The sequence below is a fragment of the Flavonifractor sp. An91 genome (assembly GCF_002159225.1).
In the GTDB taxonomy this organism is placed as follows: domain Bacteria; phylum Bacillota; class Clostridia; order Oscillospirales; family Oscillospiraceae; genus Flavonifractor; species Flavonifractor avicola.
In genome coordinates, this window is record NZ_NFHA01000033.1 from 1 (window position 1) to 15,090 (window position 15,090).

The 15,090-nt window shown below is 51.4% G+C and carries 10 protein-coding genes; 1 reads left to right on the top strand and 9 read right to left on the bottom strand.

The annotated features are described in order from the left end of the window. The first annotated feature begins 361 nt into the window (after positions 1–361). Positions 362–1,276: a homoserine O-acetyltransferase MetA gene (gene metA / locus B5G42_RS14605; protein WP_087271828.1), complete on the top strand. Its 915-nt coding sequence runs from the start codon at positions 362–364 to the stop codon at positions 1,274–1,276. A gap of 53 nt (positions 1,277–1,329) precedes the next feature. Here the strand turns inward: metA and B5G42_RS14610 are convergent, their stop codons facing one another. The 9 genes from B5G42_RS14610 to B5G42_RS14650 all read right to left on the bottom strand — a co-directional run bounded on the left by B5G42_RS14610 (position 1,330) and on the right by B5G42_RS14650 (position 15,078). Beyond that, a complete protein-coding gene (locus B5G42_RS14610; RefSeq protein ID WP_087271831.1) occupies positions 1,330–3,816 on the bottom strand; it encodes an S-layer homology domain-containing protein in 2,487 nt (828 codons plus the stop codon). Positions 3,817–3,846: 30 nt separating this feature from the next. Then, positions 3,847–4,038: a hypothetical protein gene (locus tag B5G42_RS14615; protein WP_087271833.1), complete on the bottom strand. Its 192-nt coding sequence runs from the start codon at positions 4,036–4,038 to the stop codon at positions 3,847–3,849. Between the two features lie 146 nt (positions 4,039–4,184). Next, entirely contained in the window at positions 4,185–6,326 is a 2,142-nt protein-coding gene (locus tag B5G42_RS14620) for an RNA polymerase sigma factor (RefSeq protein WP_087271836.1), read from the bottom strand. Between the two features lie 290 nt (positions 6,327–6,616). After that, positions 6,617–7,672 carry a leucine-rich repeat protein gene (locus B5G42_RS14625; RefSeq protein ID WP_087271839.1) on the bottom strand — a complete coding sequence of 352 codons (1,056 nt, stop codon included), beginning with the start codon at positions 7,670–7,672 and terminating at the stop codon, positions 6,617–6,619. Next, positions 7,584–8,078 carry a leucine-rich repeat domain-containing protein gene (locus tag B5G42_RS14630; RefSeq protein ID WP_087271842.1) on the bottom strand — a complete coding sequence of 165 codons (495 nt, stop codon included), beginning with the start codon at positions 8,076–8,078 and terminating at the stop codon, positions 7,584–7,586. Before B5G42_RS14630 ends, B5G42_RS14625 begins: the two co-directional genes overlap by 89 nt. Positions 8,079–8,423: 345 nt before the next feature. After that, the gene (locus B5G42_RS14635; RefSeq protein ID WP_087271846.1) at positions 8,424–10,127 is read right to left on the bottom strand and encodes an ATP-binding protein; all 1,704 of its coding nucleotides are present in this window, start codon (positions 10,125–10,127) and stop codon (positions 8,424–8,426) included. A 13-nt stretch (positions 10,128–10,140) separates the two neighbouring features. After that, positions 10,141–11,139: an SIR2 family protein gene (locus tag B5G42_RS14640; RefSeq protein WP_087271849.1), complete on the bottom strand. Its 999-nt coding sequence runs from the start codon at positions 11,137–11,139 to the stop codon at positions 10,141–10,143. Positions 11,140–11,154: 15 nt separating this feature from the next. Then, the gene (locus B5G42_RS14645; RefSeq protein ID WP_087271852.1) at positions 11,155–13,167 is read right to left on the bottom strand and encodes an AlwI family type II restriction endonuclease; all 2,013 of its coding nucleotides are present in this window, start codon (positions 13,165–13,167) and stop codon (positions 11,155–11,157) included. 15 nt (positions 13,168–13,182) lie between these two features. Then, complete coding sequence (locus B5G42_RS14650) at positions 13,183–15,078, bottom strand: Dam family site-specific DNA-(adenine-N6)-methyltransferase (protein ID WP_087271855.1); 1,896 nt, start codon at positions 15,076–15,078, stop codon at positions 13,183–13,185. Positions 15,079–15,090 lie beyond the last annotated feature (12 nt).

Below are 15,090 nucleotides of genomic sequence, written 5' to 3' on the forward strand. Positions count from 1 at the left end.
TTTTTCAGGGCTTTTTAGCCCCGAACCGCTTGTTTCGGTTCTTTTTCAAGCTCGTTCACACCTTCCGGCGCGAACTCATTTAGTTTACCACGCACACTCGCGTTTGTCAAGCACTTTTTCTGATCCCTTTCCGCAAGGCCGTCCAGGTTCCCCTCGGTTTCTTCCGATTTTGGTCAGATTTTCATGCCCTCTCGCAAGGCGCTCAGATAGAATATCACTCTCGCCCCCATTTGTCAACACCTTTTTTCACTTTCCGCCCTTTTCTTTTTCCGTTCTTCTTTTGTCATTCTCTGGTTGCGACAGGGTTTGAATTATGCTACTCTATTCTTATTACAAAATCCAACGGAAAGGGGCCATACCCATGCCCATTAAAATACCTGATTCACTTCCCGCTACCGCGGTATTGGAGAGCGAGAATATCTTCGTTATGACCGAGCACAGAGCCCTGCATCAGGATATCCGTCCTTTGAATGTAGTAATCCTGAATCTGATGCCCACCAAGATCGTAACGGAAACCCAGATCCTTCGCAAGCTGTCCAACACGCCGGTACAGATCGAAGTAGAACTGCTGCGGACTGCCAGTTACCATTCCCAGCACACAGATGAAGATCATTTGGCTTCCTTCTATACTACCTTCGATCAGATCAGGGACCGCAAGTTTGACGGCATGATCATCACCGGCGCGCCGGTGGAAAACCTGGAGTTCGATCAGGTGGACTACTGGCCCGAGCTGTGCGAGATCATGGAATGGAGCAAGACTCACGTCCACTCTACCCTGCATATTTGTTGGGGTGCCCAGGCGGGGCTCTATTTCCATCACGGAATTGAGAAGCGTTCTCTCCCCCAAAAGCTGTTCGGTGTCTTTGAGCACCGGGTCCTCAAGCCCAGCTCTCCCCTGTTCCGCGGATTCGACGATGTATTTTATGCCCCCCATTCCCGCTATACCGAGGTGTGGGAGGAGGATATCCGCAGCACCCCCGGTCTGGAACTGATCGCAGTTTCCGCCGAGGCTGGCGTATACGCCGTCAAGACTGAAGACAGCCGGCAGTTCTTTGTAATGGGACACCCGGAATACGATCCCGATACTCTAGCCAAGGAATACTGGCGGGATGTAAACAAGGGGCTGGATATTGCCGTACCCGCCAACTACTTCCCCGGGGATGATCCCACCAAGGTTCCCGTGGTGCGCTGGCGAAGCGCGGGCCAGCTTCTCTATACCAACTGGCTGAATTACTATGTGTACCAGACCACGCCGTACGATTTGAACGAAGTATAACAACAGCGCCCGTCCCGGAATACCGGAGCGGGCGCTGTTTCTATAGGGTAAGCTTAGCTTTCGGCCTTGTAGCCGATCTTCACCTGGGCAGTGCCGGAGTTGGCGGAGCTTCCCATGCGTGTCAGGGTGTAGTCCTCTCCACAAACAAGGCCGTCCACGGAATAGCCTTTGCCGCCCACGGTGTCGATCGCCTGGGTCAACCCAGCCCAGTAGCTGCGGCCATCCCAGGAATATTGGATCGTCAGCTCGGTCTCGCCGTCCCGGACTGCCTGCTCCAGGATGCCAGTATAATAGGCGAGAGCCTCCTCATCGGTCATTTCCGGCAGAGGGTACTGTAGGGAGGCTTTGAACACCCCGCTGTCCTTGTTGGTCCCGCCGCTGAACAGCCGGTAGTCCACCCCAGAAACTTTGCCGTTTGCGGTGACATAGCCCTCGGCGCTCATCACGCGGTAAGCTTTGGAGGCATAATAGTCGCCGTCCCGGTCCGGGTAATCCGCGGGCTGGAACTCCACCTGGAAAGCCCCGCTGTCAATGGCCTCCTCGATCTGGTCCACATACTTCTGCAGCTCCTCCCGGTCCCACTTGTTGTTAGTAAGGGTCACCACTCCACCGCTTTTGGCACTGAGGTCATAGTCTTTGGTCTGCCAGTTGGTATGGTAGGTGTAGCCGTCAAAGGTGTACCCCTCCACCTTCATAGTGTTACAGGCGATCTTAATGGCTTCGTCGGTGTATCCAGTAAGGGTCACCGTTGTGGTGTAGCAGTCCATTTCGGCGATGGCCTTTTCCAGAATAGGCACAATCTCCAGGGCAGTGGCCTGGTCTTGATTCTGCTGCTGCTCCTTATCTGCCTGGGCTGCCTCCTGACGGCGCTTCTGCTCCGCCGCCACATCATCCCGTCGGAACTTAAGCGACATCTCCCGTGAGTCAAAGGTGCCGTAAGCGAACTCCGGGTGTTGGTCAATGATGGCGTCCGCCACTTCGCGACTGTACTTGGACAGGGTGTTGGAGTCAAAGCCGGCGTCGGACAGGTCAATGGTAAAGTACAGCGCGTCGCTCAGCTGCTGGTCGGTGAGGGCCTGCAGCTCCGCCTGGGTCCAGGTGGGGACACCTTTCAGAGCAGAGGCGCAAGCGGCCAGGATAGCATCCACCCGCTCCTGCCGCTCATCGGCCATCGCCTGGTCCGTGGAGTCCAGCAGGTCCTCATCGTACTTGGTGCTGGTGCAGGCGTGGACGTTCTCCCAGTCCCGGTGGCTCCGACTGGCCATCACCTTGTCACTCTTCAGAAAATAGGTGTAGCGGATATAGTCACCGCCCTGGGTGGTAGGGTCGTCCCAGGTGGTATCCACATGGTACCACTGGCCGTCCACCTGCACCAGGTTCCATGCATGGTAACCGCCGGCATAGCCGGTGATGGTCTCGTTGGGGATACCTGCGGCGTCCAGCATGGCCTCGTAGGCCTTGGCATAGCCCGAGCAGACGGCGGTTCCCTTCAGCAAAGCCCCCTCGGCCTGATGGGAGATAAAGGGCATATTTCCGATGTCCACCCGGTAGTCGTAGTCGCAGTGGGTGACCAGATAGTCGTGGAGGGTCTTGACCACCTCGTAGTCGCTCATGCCGCTGGTGATCAGCTCGTCCACCACCCGCTCGGCCTCCGCCTGGGCCGCATCGGAGATATAGCGCCAGTCATGGTCGGCCACCGTACCAACGGAGATGGCGCTGTTGGTGTAGTACACCGCCAGAGTCTTGGCAATCTGCCCGTCCTGTTCGTAGGCGTTCAGATGGGTGATCCCGTAGGGATTTTCACCGTCCATATCAGCGATCTTCAGGGCCAGCTTCTCCGCCTGAGAGGCCTCCAGGCCGAATTCACCGATGTCGATGGCGGACTTCCGGTCCAGAAATCCGGTGGTGATGGCCAGGGTGGCTCCAGCCTCGTTGCTCAGCACCGGCTGCTCCTGGGTCGCCTCGCCTCCCAGCTGCTTCCACAAGCAGTAGACCACATCGGAGCGGGGGCAGTTTGATTTGGCGGTAAATGTAAGTCCATCGGTGAGGCCGCTGTTTCTGGCCCAAGCCACGGCAGCGGCGGACCAGTCATCACCCTGAGCCTCCTCCCCGGCAAAACGGCACAGGAAGGTGAGGATCTGGTCATAGGTCAGAGTCGCGGTTAGGTTGAACCGGCCGCCTCCCACGCCGTTGGTGATCCCCTTCTCCACCGCCCAGAGCACAGCTTTATAGTAGAAGGCATTCTTGTCGGTGACATCGCTGAAGCCGGTGGAGACACCGGTGGGAGTCGGGGACCCGGCGGCACGCCACAGGAAGGTCACCGTCTCCGCCCGGGTCACGGTCCTCTCCGGGGAAAAGACGCCGTTTCCAGTGCCCTGGGTAATCTCCTCCTCTACTGCCCAAGCCACCGCGTCGGCGTAGTAGGCATCGTCCGGTACGTCCTTAAAGCCAGTATCCGCCGCTGACACAGTGACCGGCAGAGCACCCGCCGTCAGCACCAGGGTCAGCAGCAGAGCAAGAACCTTTTGTATTCCTCTCATAACCAGCAACCTCCTTCTTTCTTCTGTGGTTTAGCCAAAGATGGCGTCCTGGGCGGCCTGAGCCGCATCATCCACCAGATCCTGAGCCGCATTCAACGCGTAGTGGTACTCGCAGTAGCCGTCTTTGTACACCGGCTGGTCGCAGGATTTGCAGTGGCCTCCACAGGCGGTCAGGCTGGCAGCAAGGGCCAGGGCAGCGATCAGAGCCATCATCTTTTTCATCGTTCTTGTCTCTCCTTATTGTGTCAAATTATGTTGGCAGAGACGGAAAGGCCAACAGGCCTCCCCGTACTCTCTGTGATATAGTGCTGTGGAGAGGTCCATCGGTTTTATGGTTTTGCAATTTTTTTAATTTTTTTTGGAATCGGTCACAACCCACCGTTCCTCAGGAGTGCCTCCGCCTCATCCACCGGCATGGCCGCTTCCGCCTCCTTCTGATTGCTGAGGATCACCTGAGCCGGATCGGGCAGCGACTCTGCCGCTCCCATGGTCAGGCCGCCGGCACTCTCCGCAAAGGCCCAAGGTTCCTCCACCAAGCGGGAGGTATAGTAGTTGGTGTCGGCCCACAAAGTCCCGTCCTCTGCCAGGAACACCGTATAGCGCAGGCCGCTGCCCGCGAAGAAGTCCCAGTCTTCCTGGAGGATGGTCACCGCCTGCCCGTTCTGACAGGTGACAATGGTCAGGACGCTCTGCGACCAGGGGAGATCCGGATCCGACGCCACAAAGAGCAGCTCCGGGGTACTATCGCCCCACACGTCAGCCAGGGCCACCGGAGATAGGTCGAAGATGCCGTCGTACCACCTGGCGTAGGCCTCAATGCCATCCCGCTGCGCCTCCAGCACACCGACGTAGGCGGCGGCAGCTTCTGGCGTAAGGCCTCCTTCCTCCGCTGGGGCGGCGTGGTCGCTGAGGCGGACAAACTCATAGTGGGCGGGATCGTCCAGCTCCAGATCCCATTCGGACTGGATGGCCCGCTCGGGATCTGGGGAGTCCACGATATTGACCCCCAAGAGCACGCCGTCGTAACCCTCCGGTACCCGAACGGTATAGGTCACATCCTGGTAGGTATCTACGGTGATCTCCCGTTCCAGACCGGAACGGTTGCTCTCCTCCCAATCCCCGTAGTTTATGCCGCTGGTCCACTGCTTCTCATAGGTGATGGGGTAGGTCTCCCCGTTGTAGTCCACCTGACCCTCTCCTGTAGCCAGATCCTGATTGCCGGTGCCTGCCCGCTGATCGGGGAAGTAGAGCTGACCGGTGTACCAGTCGTAGAGGCCGTACTCCTGAGTGAGGATGGTAAACGCCAGAGAGGCACTGCCGGGATTGCCCATGCGAACCTGAGCCGTATTTGTGTAGCGGATCGTATAGGTCACATACCCTTCCCCGTCCGGCTCACTCACCATGATATCCGGCTTGGTAAGTCCGCCAGCGGAGGAGAGCACCTCCAAAGCCGGATCTCCTACCATAGCAGTCAGCGGCACATCCTCGTAGGCGCGGGGCTCCACCAGGGTAAAGCCGTGGAGCGCCCCGAAAGAGGTATTGTCCGGTGCCTCCGACTGGAGGATCTCCGGAGTCTCCGACGCCGCAGGCTCAGCCGAGCCAGATCGGAAGGCAAGCCCCACTGCCGCACCGCCGATGACCACTGCCCCAGCCAGGATGGCTGCCACCACTTTCACCGAGATGCCTGCGGCGGCCGCACCTGCAGCCGTACCAGCGGCACCAGACCCTGTGGAAACACCAGTTGCCGCACCGCCTGCTGCCGTCGTTTCGGCGGCAGCCGTTCCACCGGCTGTGGCGGCCGATGCAGCGCTCCCCGCCTGGGCCAGCACCCGGCCAGCCATGGTCGCAGCTGCAGCTCCGTCCAGAACGGTGCTCTCCGCCTCACGCCGCAGGAAGTAGAGCAGCAGCAAAATGGGGCTGACGCTGTAGAGCTTCACACCCTTGCGCTCGTAATCCTCCACCCCGGCCTTGATGCTCTTCCGGGCGTAGTTCAGGCGGCTTTTCACCGTGCCCTCGCTGGTTTCCATGGCCTGGGCGATCTCCCGCACGCTCATCTCATCGTAATAGTAAAACAGCACACACATCCGCTGCTCCGGCGGCAGAGCATCTACCAGGTCCAGGATCATCCGCCGGGTCTCCTCGTTATCCAACGCCTTCTCTGGCACCAGGGTCTCGTCCAGGTTCTCCACGCCGTCCAGCAGGGAACCGCCCTCCTCATCTTCCGGAATCTGCCACTCCTTGTGGGGCGCAGAAAGCAGGTGACGGCAGCGGTTTGCCGTAATGCCGTTGACCCAGCCCCAAAAAGCCGCAGGTTCTTTCAGCCTGTTCAGGCTCGTCAGCATGACGATCAACACATCCTGGGCAGCATCCTGAGCGGCCTCTTCCTTCTTCAGCATCTTCTTGCAGTGGTAATAGACCTTATTCTGTACCGCCAGCACCAGGGTCTCCTGGGCCTTCCTGTCCCCCTGAATGCTTTTCTGGATTAAATCTTTCAGTTTCTCCTGGTCCATCTTCCTGTCGTTCCCCTCTCTCCTGATAAAAAATGCTCTGCTTCACGCCATACTCCTCCGCCTCCCGAAGAAGGCAGCGGCGGAGGAACTGAAAAAATGTGATGGATTTCGTTGCACATTCTCCTCCCTATAGTGTACAGGATATCGTGCTGAAAAGGAATCATTTGGTTTTATTTTTTAAAAGATTCCATACTCCACATCATAATCGTTTCAACTGTCTCACGGACAACACAGCAGAAGCCGGCCCACCTGCGAAGAGGTGGGCCAGCCTTTTGCAGGACGGGGTGCGGTCAGGCGGAGGCGCCCAGCTGCTTCCACAGGCAGTAGACCACGTCGGCGCGCGGACAGTTTGCCTTGGCGGAGAAGTTCAGGCCCTCGGTCAGGCCGCTGGACTGGGCCCAGTTCACCGCAGCGGCAGACCAGTCGTCCCCCGTAGCACTCTCACCGGCAGCCCGGCACAGAAAGGTGAAGATCTGGTCATAGGACAGGCTGCTGGACAGGTCGAACATTCCGCCTCCCACGCCGCCGGTAATACCCTGCTCGGCCGCCCAAAGGACAGCATGATAGTAGTAGGCGCTGGGGTCGGTGACGTCGGTAAAGGGAGAGGCAGAGGATGCAGGGGCGGGCGATCCGGCCGCCCGCCACAGGAAGGTAACCGCCTCAGCCCGGGTAACAGAGTTGGCGGGAGAGAAGGTATTGGCACCGGTGCCGGTGGTGACCTTCTGGTTTACGGCCCACTGCACCGCGTCGGCGTAGTAGTCTCCGGTAGTCACGTCGGTGAAGCCAGCCACCGGCTCGGCAAAGTGGAGCGTGGCGTGATCCAGGCCTTCATTCAGGCCGCCCATCTCGATCTGGCTCCACTGGAGGGCGGTGCCGCCGTAGTAGACATCGGTCAGGCTGTCACAGCCATAAAAGGTGCCGCTGGCAATTTGGGTGACACTGACGGGGATGGTGACCGTTTTCAGGCTCCGGCAAAACCGGAAGGCGTCCTGCATTTGGGTCACGCCGCTGGGAATGATGCAGGTTTCCAGGCTGATGCAGTTTTCAAACAGCCGCATGGGCAGGGTCGTGATGCCAGCGGGCAGACGCACACTGGTCAGACTGGTGCAGTTGCTGAGGGCCCACTCACCCAGATAGGTCACGCTGTCGGGGATGTACAGACTGGTCAGGCTTTTGCAGTCAGCTAGAGAAGAGTTGGCCAGGGTAGTCACGCTGTTGGGCAGAGTCAGACTGGTCAGACCGGAGCCAGAGAAATCGTCATATCCGATGCTGGTGATGCCATCCGGAAGGGTGATGCCAGTCAGAGAGGAACAGGCTGCGAATGTATCCCGGGGAATGGAGGTCAAATTCCTTGCTGAGGGTCACATCAGTCAGGCCGCTGCACCCATAAAACACGCCCTGCCCCAGAGAGATGATACTGTCCGGCAGGATCACCTGCTCCAGGGAACTGCAGGCGCCAAAGGCCTGCCGCCCGATGGTGGTGACAGTGCTGGGTATGGTAACACTCACCAGCTCTTTGTGCTGATTGAATGCGTAATCCCCAATGGCAGTGACAGTTACACCGTAGATCTCAGCGGGGATGTTCGCCTCGGTGACGGTCTCATCTGCACGGGTGATGGTACCGGTGGTAGCATCAAAGTAGAGCTTGCCGCCGGAAACCTCATAGGTGAGGTCCGCCGCCTGGGCAGGCAGGGACAGGGCCAGGAGCAGCCCAAGGGTCAGAACCAGGGTCAGGAGTCTGCGTACTTTCATGGGACATCTTCCTTTCTTCTTTTTGAGTCTGATGTATAGTGCGCAATCACCCCCGGTTGGTTTTATAAAAATAAAAAAATTTTGGGCGGTACCGTAAACCAACTATTATAACTGTCTGATCGGCTGCCTGACCGCCCGAGAACAATAGGCAAGAAAAACCCGGCAAAGCATTGCGCTGCAATGCTTTGCCTGGTTTTTAGCTCACTCCCACTCGCTCCTGTCAAGCATATTCTAAACGGATTTGCTTATGGGATTTAGCTCAGAGTATTTGTATTGTTTTCATTATCCAAATAGTTTGGGCTATCTGATTTTTTGTTGCCATGGTGTTGCCAGAAGCATTACGGCTTATTTTGACTGTTTTCTTAAAGCTTCTATTGCACTGAAAATGTCTACATCTGCGGTTTCCTTGGACCATTCATCCCAAAAATCAATCGTTGCACTCTTGGGTTTCATATTGGGAGGTGTAATCCGGATTCTACTCGGTAACAGACTTGCGTCACCAACCACGAGGGCTTCCCCGATGTCTAATATCGGGAGCATTTCCGCATAGTCACCTAAGCTGTCGGGCAAAAGGCGTTTTACAACAGATTGATCATCAACATTAGTCAAACGCATAGCTATAAAATTATTGCTTTGGCTCAGCACCGTACGATTTACTTCAGAAGGTCTCTGCGAAATAACCACTAAACCAATTCCGTATTTTCTACCTTCTTTTGATATTCGTTCAAAAGTGACTAAACTTGCGTCATCAATGCTTTTCTCGGTATTGGCAGGGATATACAAATGTGCTTCATCGCAGAAAATTGCTATTGGATGTCTATGCTCAACAGTAGTCCACTGTTGAACCGAAAAAATCACACGGGCAATGAGAGATACTATTAAAGGAAGAATATCTGAAGGCACTTCGGAAAAGTCAATGATCTTTACACCTTTTTTGCCATTAACCGAAGGTAGCATCAACTTGCTACAGAGCGTACTCATATAATCGTAATTTAGCAAATCTTCCTCTGATGCAAACATAAAATTCAAGCGTTTATCTTTTTGCTTGGTTTCCAAACGCTGAATAAAACGTGTGAGTTTTCCGTTATATGGGCCTTGCTTTTCGCTCCTGGCTCCGGGGACCATTTCTGTATCTTTAGTTTTTAAGGTTTCCAACAGTCTGTCAAGACTATATGGAACGGGACTATCTAATGTGATGTTTGCTTCCATTTCAGCTTTGTCTGCTTTTCTCAGGAAATCCTTTTTTCCTTCAATGACAGCATTACTAAACATCATAGCTTGATTAGGAGCATTATTGTCACTTCTATCAAGCATTAATGACAGCATTTCCTCATAAGTGAGTAGCCAATATGGCAGGAAGAGCATTCCTTCCCCCATTTCATCATTCGGTCCGGCAACTTTGAGATGAGTAAAGCTTTCACCTTGCAGAGGGGAGTACTCGCCATGAATATCAAACAGGATCGCATCTGCCGATTTGAGGGCTGCAACTTGTTCAAGTATTTTAGCTACGCACCACGATTTTCCAGATCCTGTACTACCAACAATTACCGCATGACGTTGAAATAATTTGTTCCCATTAAGCCATGCTGTAGCATCTTCATCGATAGAGTAATTACCGATTTGTAAACTAACTGCATCTTCGCCTTCAGGAATAGAAGATATTGCTTGCATGAAGCGTTTCAGTCTATCCCCATGTATAAGATGGCATTCAGCATTTATGGTTGGCACGGTAGCTAAAGAACGGCGAAATACATTATCTTTCCCCGCGTCCCTATCGAAGTGCGTTCCAATTAAAATCACCTTTATAATATTAAATCCAAATTCAGGAGATATATCTGCAGCAGGATCGCTATATGCTGACTTGCGTATAATTTTAGATACCAGACCGATTAAGTGTTGTCCAATTTTAGAGCTCTGAATAGAAATAAGATGGTTTACTTGTAGTCCGCGCAACTTATCATCGTTTTCTACTTTCACAATCACGGTAGATGTATCTACGCTTTCGACAGTACCAAGCAATTCACCAGGCGCATATTCAAAAATGCTCATTATATCCCTCCTATTACCAAATTTCCAAAAAGTTATCTAAAAGCCAGTACTGCCCTTCATATACTTCTTCCCATCCATTTCCATATACTTTTGTATGAGTGTCGTCTGCCAATTCAAAAATTAAGTACTTGCTTATCCCCGCTTCAATAATATGTTTTTTACATGCCGGTGTCATTGTTCTTGCAAGAATAACAATAGGTTTTCCTTTTGAAATCTGTGTTAAAAGCTTCGGCTGAATATGTTCATCATTAAATCCGTATCCAACACAAAGGTACGCCCCAGCTTGCACAAATGCATTATCAGCTTCGGAAATAATAGTTCTATAAGGTTCATCGTGAGTGCTACTGTACTTTTCTTTACCCGGAGGGATAATTAAGGGTTGAAAGTTATCTGGGATAGTTCGTGCAAAGGGAAAAGACACAGTTGTCCCATCCGAAGCACTGAACCAGTCCAATGATCCATGAACCTTCCATATATCAACAACTCTTTCACGAACCCGTATTCGCCTTGTTTTTAGTGGACCTGAGGGGAGTTCTAATTTTTTAACCAATCCCCCTTCAAAACCGGTGACAGCAGTTGCGCCAACTCCATCAGCAGCATACTCCGCCAAGCGATCATAGTTGGTTGTTACAATAACAGCCTTATTAGGCGTAGGTGCAATTACTTTTTTGATCAAGGAAACTAACGCCTTAGGCGGTTCTATGGGGTGTTGATCAAAATACAGTAAATCACTTTTATTGACGGTAGTCCATACAACAGTTCGAATTTCTTGTAGTGTTTCAGGCTGAAGGGTTACACGATCAATTGCGCCTTCGAGCCCAATGTCATCTACAGCGGCACAAAAATTTCTGTAATTTGGATCTGAGATTACTATATTCGATTTCTTTATTTCTTCTGCCAGACCGCCCATAGAAGGAAGCTCATATGGCATGGATGCGCCTGAGCCTAAGACTATCAAAGGGCTATTCTCCAAATACCCTTGGAGCAAACTCATGCAGCCACTCCATTCCACAGATTTTCCTCCTTTTTATTCTATAGAAAGCGTTCCATCGGTAAATGATGCTGGATATGATAACCGCATAATTACCTTTGGAAACACAATAACATACGCGTATACTGTTCCATCTCCAAACCGATTATGTAGTAGGCTTCTACCATCGGGACAGAAACTCACTTCTTCGGGTAAAGAGCGTAGATACGGCAACTCAACCTTTTTTGCAGGACATTCGGGAAAGCTCGCCTCAATGGCAACAACTTGTCCCTCACCAAAAGTTGCGTGTCGAACAATGGCACCGGCGGGCACGAGAGGTGCTTCGTCTGTCTTTCGTGCAATGATTCCATTTACGATTTCAGCCGCCTTTTCGGAAACAGTAACATCAATATACTGCTTCCAAGCAGGAGCTTCCAGAATATCTCTGCGAGATTCGCACTTAACGATCAAATCTCTGAGCTTTTCAGGAGCCGCCTTGTTGGCCTCAAACATTGCAACGAAGTATTTCTGGAACTGTGCCAGGGTCAGAGGAACAATATCAAGCCGCTGCTTTTTGTCATCCTTTGTGTACCAAATACCGTGCCTAAAAGTTTCTGCTGTATTCGTGTCGATGCGGACAGCAATAAACATACCATACACAGGCTTATCATACTTCAAAACGGCATCGGAAACATGACGCCTTACCGGCTCGCCTTCCATTGCTTCCTGCCGAGAAGATGTAGATATTGTGACTTCAGTCAAAATGGTAAAGTCTTCAAATTCACAATATAGATCACCCTTGCCGCCGCCAGCAGCCGAAACAGGCAAAAAGTCAGAATCCAATTTGAATCCGCGAACTTCATACGGCTCGTTGACCATGTGATCAATTGCTAACGCAGCGCGCCAAAGAATCCACTCCAAATAGGCAGGCATTTCATCTTTGGGCACTTCGATCGCATTGTCCTCATCATAGACAAGCTTACCGCCGCCTTTTATGATAAGCGACATATAATCTCGGATTTCTTGCCATTGGTTGCACTGATCTTTGGCATATTGGATTTCATCAGTCTGTGCAAGAGTATTTTCGAGTCTCCGTCTTGCAATATTGATTTCTGCTGCTGTGTCCAGCGGAAGATCGGTTATGTCAAACAGAATGTGACGATCTTTCATCTGCTTCATCAGATCATCCAGCAATGCTTTCGCCACATCGACATTGTCGGTAGGCAGTGGAGCTCCACTGCAAAGCAATCTATATTGCTCTATAATCGGCCCTTTGCTTGCTGTTACCTTTGCAAGCTTTTCGGCCAGAATGTGCTTTGTTGGAACAATTATAAGCCCCCTGCCCTTGCGCTGCAACACACCAGAGATACGGAGGTATCTCATATTCATATCACTATAATCCAAAAAATTGTCGGATTTTTTGTCATAGTTTTCGCCTCGTTTGGCGATTTCTTTTTTATCGAACGCACGCTTCGCCGGGGCGACTGCTCTCCGCTGCCGCAAATCAAGGATGTTGTCAACAACGCTTTCCAGATCATAACTCGGGTTGGTGGTATGACCCCACAAGGCAAACTCAATTCTGCTCAATTCAGAGGAACCTGTGCGCTTTTCAAGCTCCAGCATGATTGCCAAAAGCCATCTTAACGGAGAAAAGTAGTGTTCGCCATCCGGCATGGGAAACTGTTCCACGCTCATAGCACGAAGAAAGCACTCTTGAACTGCGGCATAAGTGTCAGCATTTAGAAAGGCTCTCCCGAAGGGAGTAATATCGTCCAGCTTTCCGAGATCTTCTTGCTGCCCGTCTTTCTTTTTAACTTGCGGGTAAATAAATCCGTTTTTAGCGAACATCAGACGCCATTTACGAGCATGGCTCCCTGATACATCCTTGCCATCTTCGTTTTGGATAATCCCTTTTTCGTCTAAAAGACGCATAAAGCCAAGCTCGTTTTCTCTACCGTGAAGTTTGCCCACGAAGGAGGAACTCGCAAATACAGAAAAGCCTTCTTGTATGCGGTTTGGATTGCGCAGGCCGGTGTTGCCAACCAGCCAAATATCAATATGTTCGCTCACGAGGCCACCTCCATCTTAGAAACCGACAAACAAGTATTCTTGTACGGAATTCCTATGCGTTTTTGCGTCGCCTTGGTTGCCGAAGGAATATCTATAATCTACCGGTATCACTTCCACATGTTCCTTATACTTTGCCATCAGCGCCACCATTTCATCTTGTGTAGGCAAACTATTGGAGGAATACGAAACAATCAGCACACTGTTTGCAAATTTTTTGAATAGTCGATCAAACGCATCCGCCGCACCTTTTCTTGTAGAAAAAGGAGTCGGGTAGGATTTGAATTTCTTGGTCTGTGTATGCTGCTGAATCTCGACACCTTTCCAATCACGGGCAAGCCCCTCCACAAAGTGGTATCTACGAACATATTCATTATCCGACAGCGGCGAATAATAAGGTGGATCGATATATACTAAATCTGCCTGTTCGACACGCAAATCCATCGCATCTCCATTTCTGGATCTATTAGGTTTCCCATTATCAAACACAGCATTGTTTACGGCATCAACTGCTTCAAGGAACTGCTGTTCAAGACTCTTTTGCAAATCTTTTCGCCCATCATTGTAGCGCTGCCCTGTATAGGTGAAAATGCCACGGGGACGCTTTTTAGTGCAGGCGCGAATCAGTGCAGTCATAGCGATTGCGTGTTTGTATGGGTCGCGGATTTCAGCTATATTTGTGCGTAAAGTATCAATCAAGTCGTTTTCTTCGTCGGTATAGTACAAACCCTTGAAAGTATTTGCCACGAAATGGTCGGATTCTTTGTGTACCTTTAATAATTGTCTTGCTTCTTCTATTGGCAATGTTACGGTGTTGTTTTCTACCATTGCCTTGGTAAAAGTTGCAGACATCGCCATATAGTCATTGCTAATTACTGTTTTTCCCTGTGCCTTAAACATATATCCGACAATGCCAGAGCCAGAGAAAAGATCAACAATGGTTTCCGCATGAAATTGAGATGCAACCGCCCAGATTTCAGATAGCAACTTACTCTTTGACCCCATAAATCTGGTAGGTGGATATGCCGACACCTGTGCAGGCAAAGGTTTTGGAGCAAGTTTGATCAGCGTATGCTGTTTGGGCGGGATAGTGACAATAACATCTTCCCCTTTGCGTGTATTTCCATTACAAGAAATATGCCTTTTTGTCTGGATAACATCAATCTTGAATGGTGCATACAACTCGTGTACCAGAGGGTGGTTCGAGTTGGTCAGCAAGACATGACAGCCCTTCTCGTGCAAGCGCATTACCATCTTTGCCAACTCAATATGATCTTCTTCGTAAAACTGTTCTTTTGTATATCTCTTAAAATCAGAATACGCAGAGATTGGAAGGTATGGTGGGTCTAAAAAAACAAAGTCGCCGGGTTGTGCATAATGTTCCAGCACAAGAAGATAGTCGCCGCAAATAATATCGGCTTTTTTCAACGCTTCTGATGCGGCCCAAAGGGCCTCAACATCGCAAATCTTTGGATTTTTGTACTTTCCAAATGGAACATTAAACTGGCCTTTCTTATTTACACGGTAAAGGCCATTGTAACAGGTTTTATTCAGATAAATTGTTCTTGCAGCAGCTTCAGCCTTGGGGAGTGTTTCCCAAGCCATACTGCGAACAGAATAAAACATCTCACTTATGTTTTCGTACTTTTTAAGATAAGAAATCACATCATCAACATGTTCAGCCACCTGCCGATACATGTTAATCAGTTCCGGATTACTGTCCGCAACAATAGCCTTTTTCGGTTGCAGCGCGAAAAAGAGCGCACCCCCACCAAAAAACGGCTCAATATATCGCCCATAGGAAGACGGAACCTTGGGCAGCAATTCACTTAGCATCTGTGTCTTCCCACCGGCCCATTTCAAGATTGGTTTTGCAACAACAGGGGAAAACTCATTTGCTGTGCTGCTCTGCATAGTTGCCGCCTC

What these genes read in the sequence shown, in the direction of transcription:
- B5G42_RS14635 (WP_087271846.1), bottom strand. Translation starts at nt 10,127, where the DNA reads ATGAGCATTTTTGAATATGCGCCTGGTGAATTGCTTGGTACTGTCGAA.
- B5G42_RS14630 (WP_087271842.1), bottom strand. Translation starts at nt 8,078, where the DNA reads ATGAAAGTACGCAGACTCCTGACCCTGGTTCTGACCCTTGGGCTGCTC.
- B5G42_RS14620 (WP_087271836.1), bottom strand. Translation starts at nt 6,326, where the DNA reads ATGGACCAGGAGAAACTGAAAGATTTAATCCAGAAAAGCATTCAGGGG.
- B5G42_RS14610 (WP_087271831.1), bottom strand. Translation starts at nt 3,816, where the DNA reads ATGAGAGGAATACAAAAGGTTCTTGCTCTGCTGCTGACCCTGGTGCTG.
- B5G42_RS14650 (WP_087271855.1), bottom strand. Translation starts at nt 15,078, where the DNA reads ATGCAGAGCAGCACAGCAAATGAGTTTTCCCCTGTTGTTGCAAAACCA.
- metA (WP_087271828.1), top strand. Translation starts at nt 362, where the DNA reads ATGCCCATTAAAATACCTGATTCACTTCCCGCTACCGCGGTATTGGAG.
- B5G42_RS14615 (WP_087271833.1), bottom strand. Translation starts at nt 4,038, where the DNA reads ATGAAAAAGATGATGGCTCTGATCGCTGCCCTGGCCCTTGCTGCCAGC.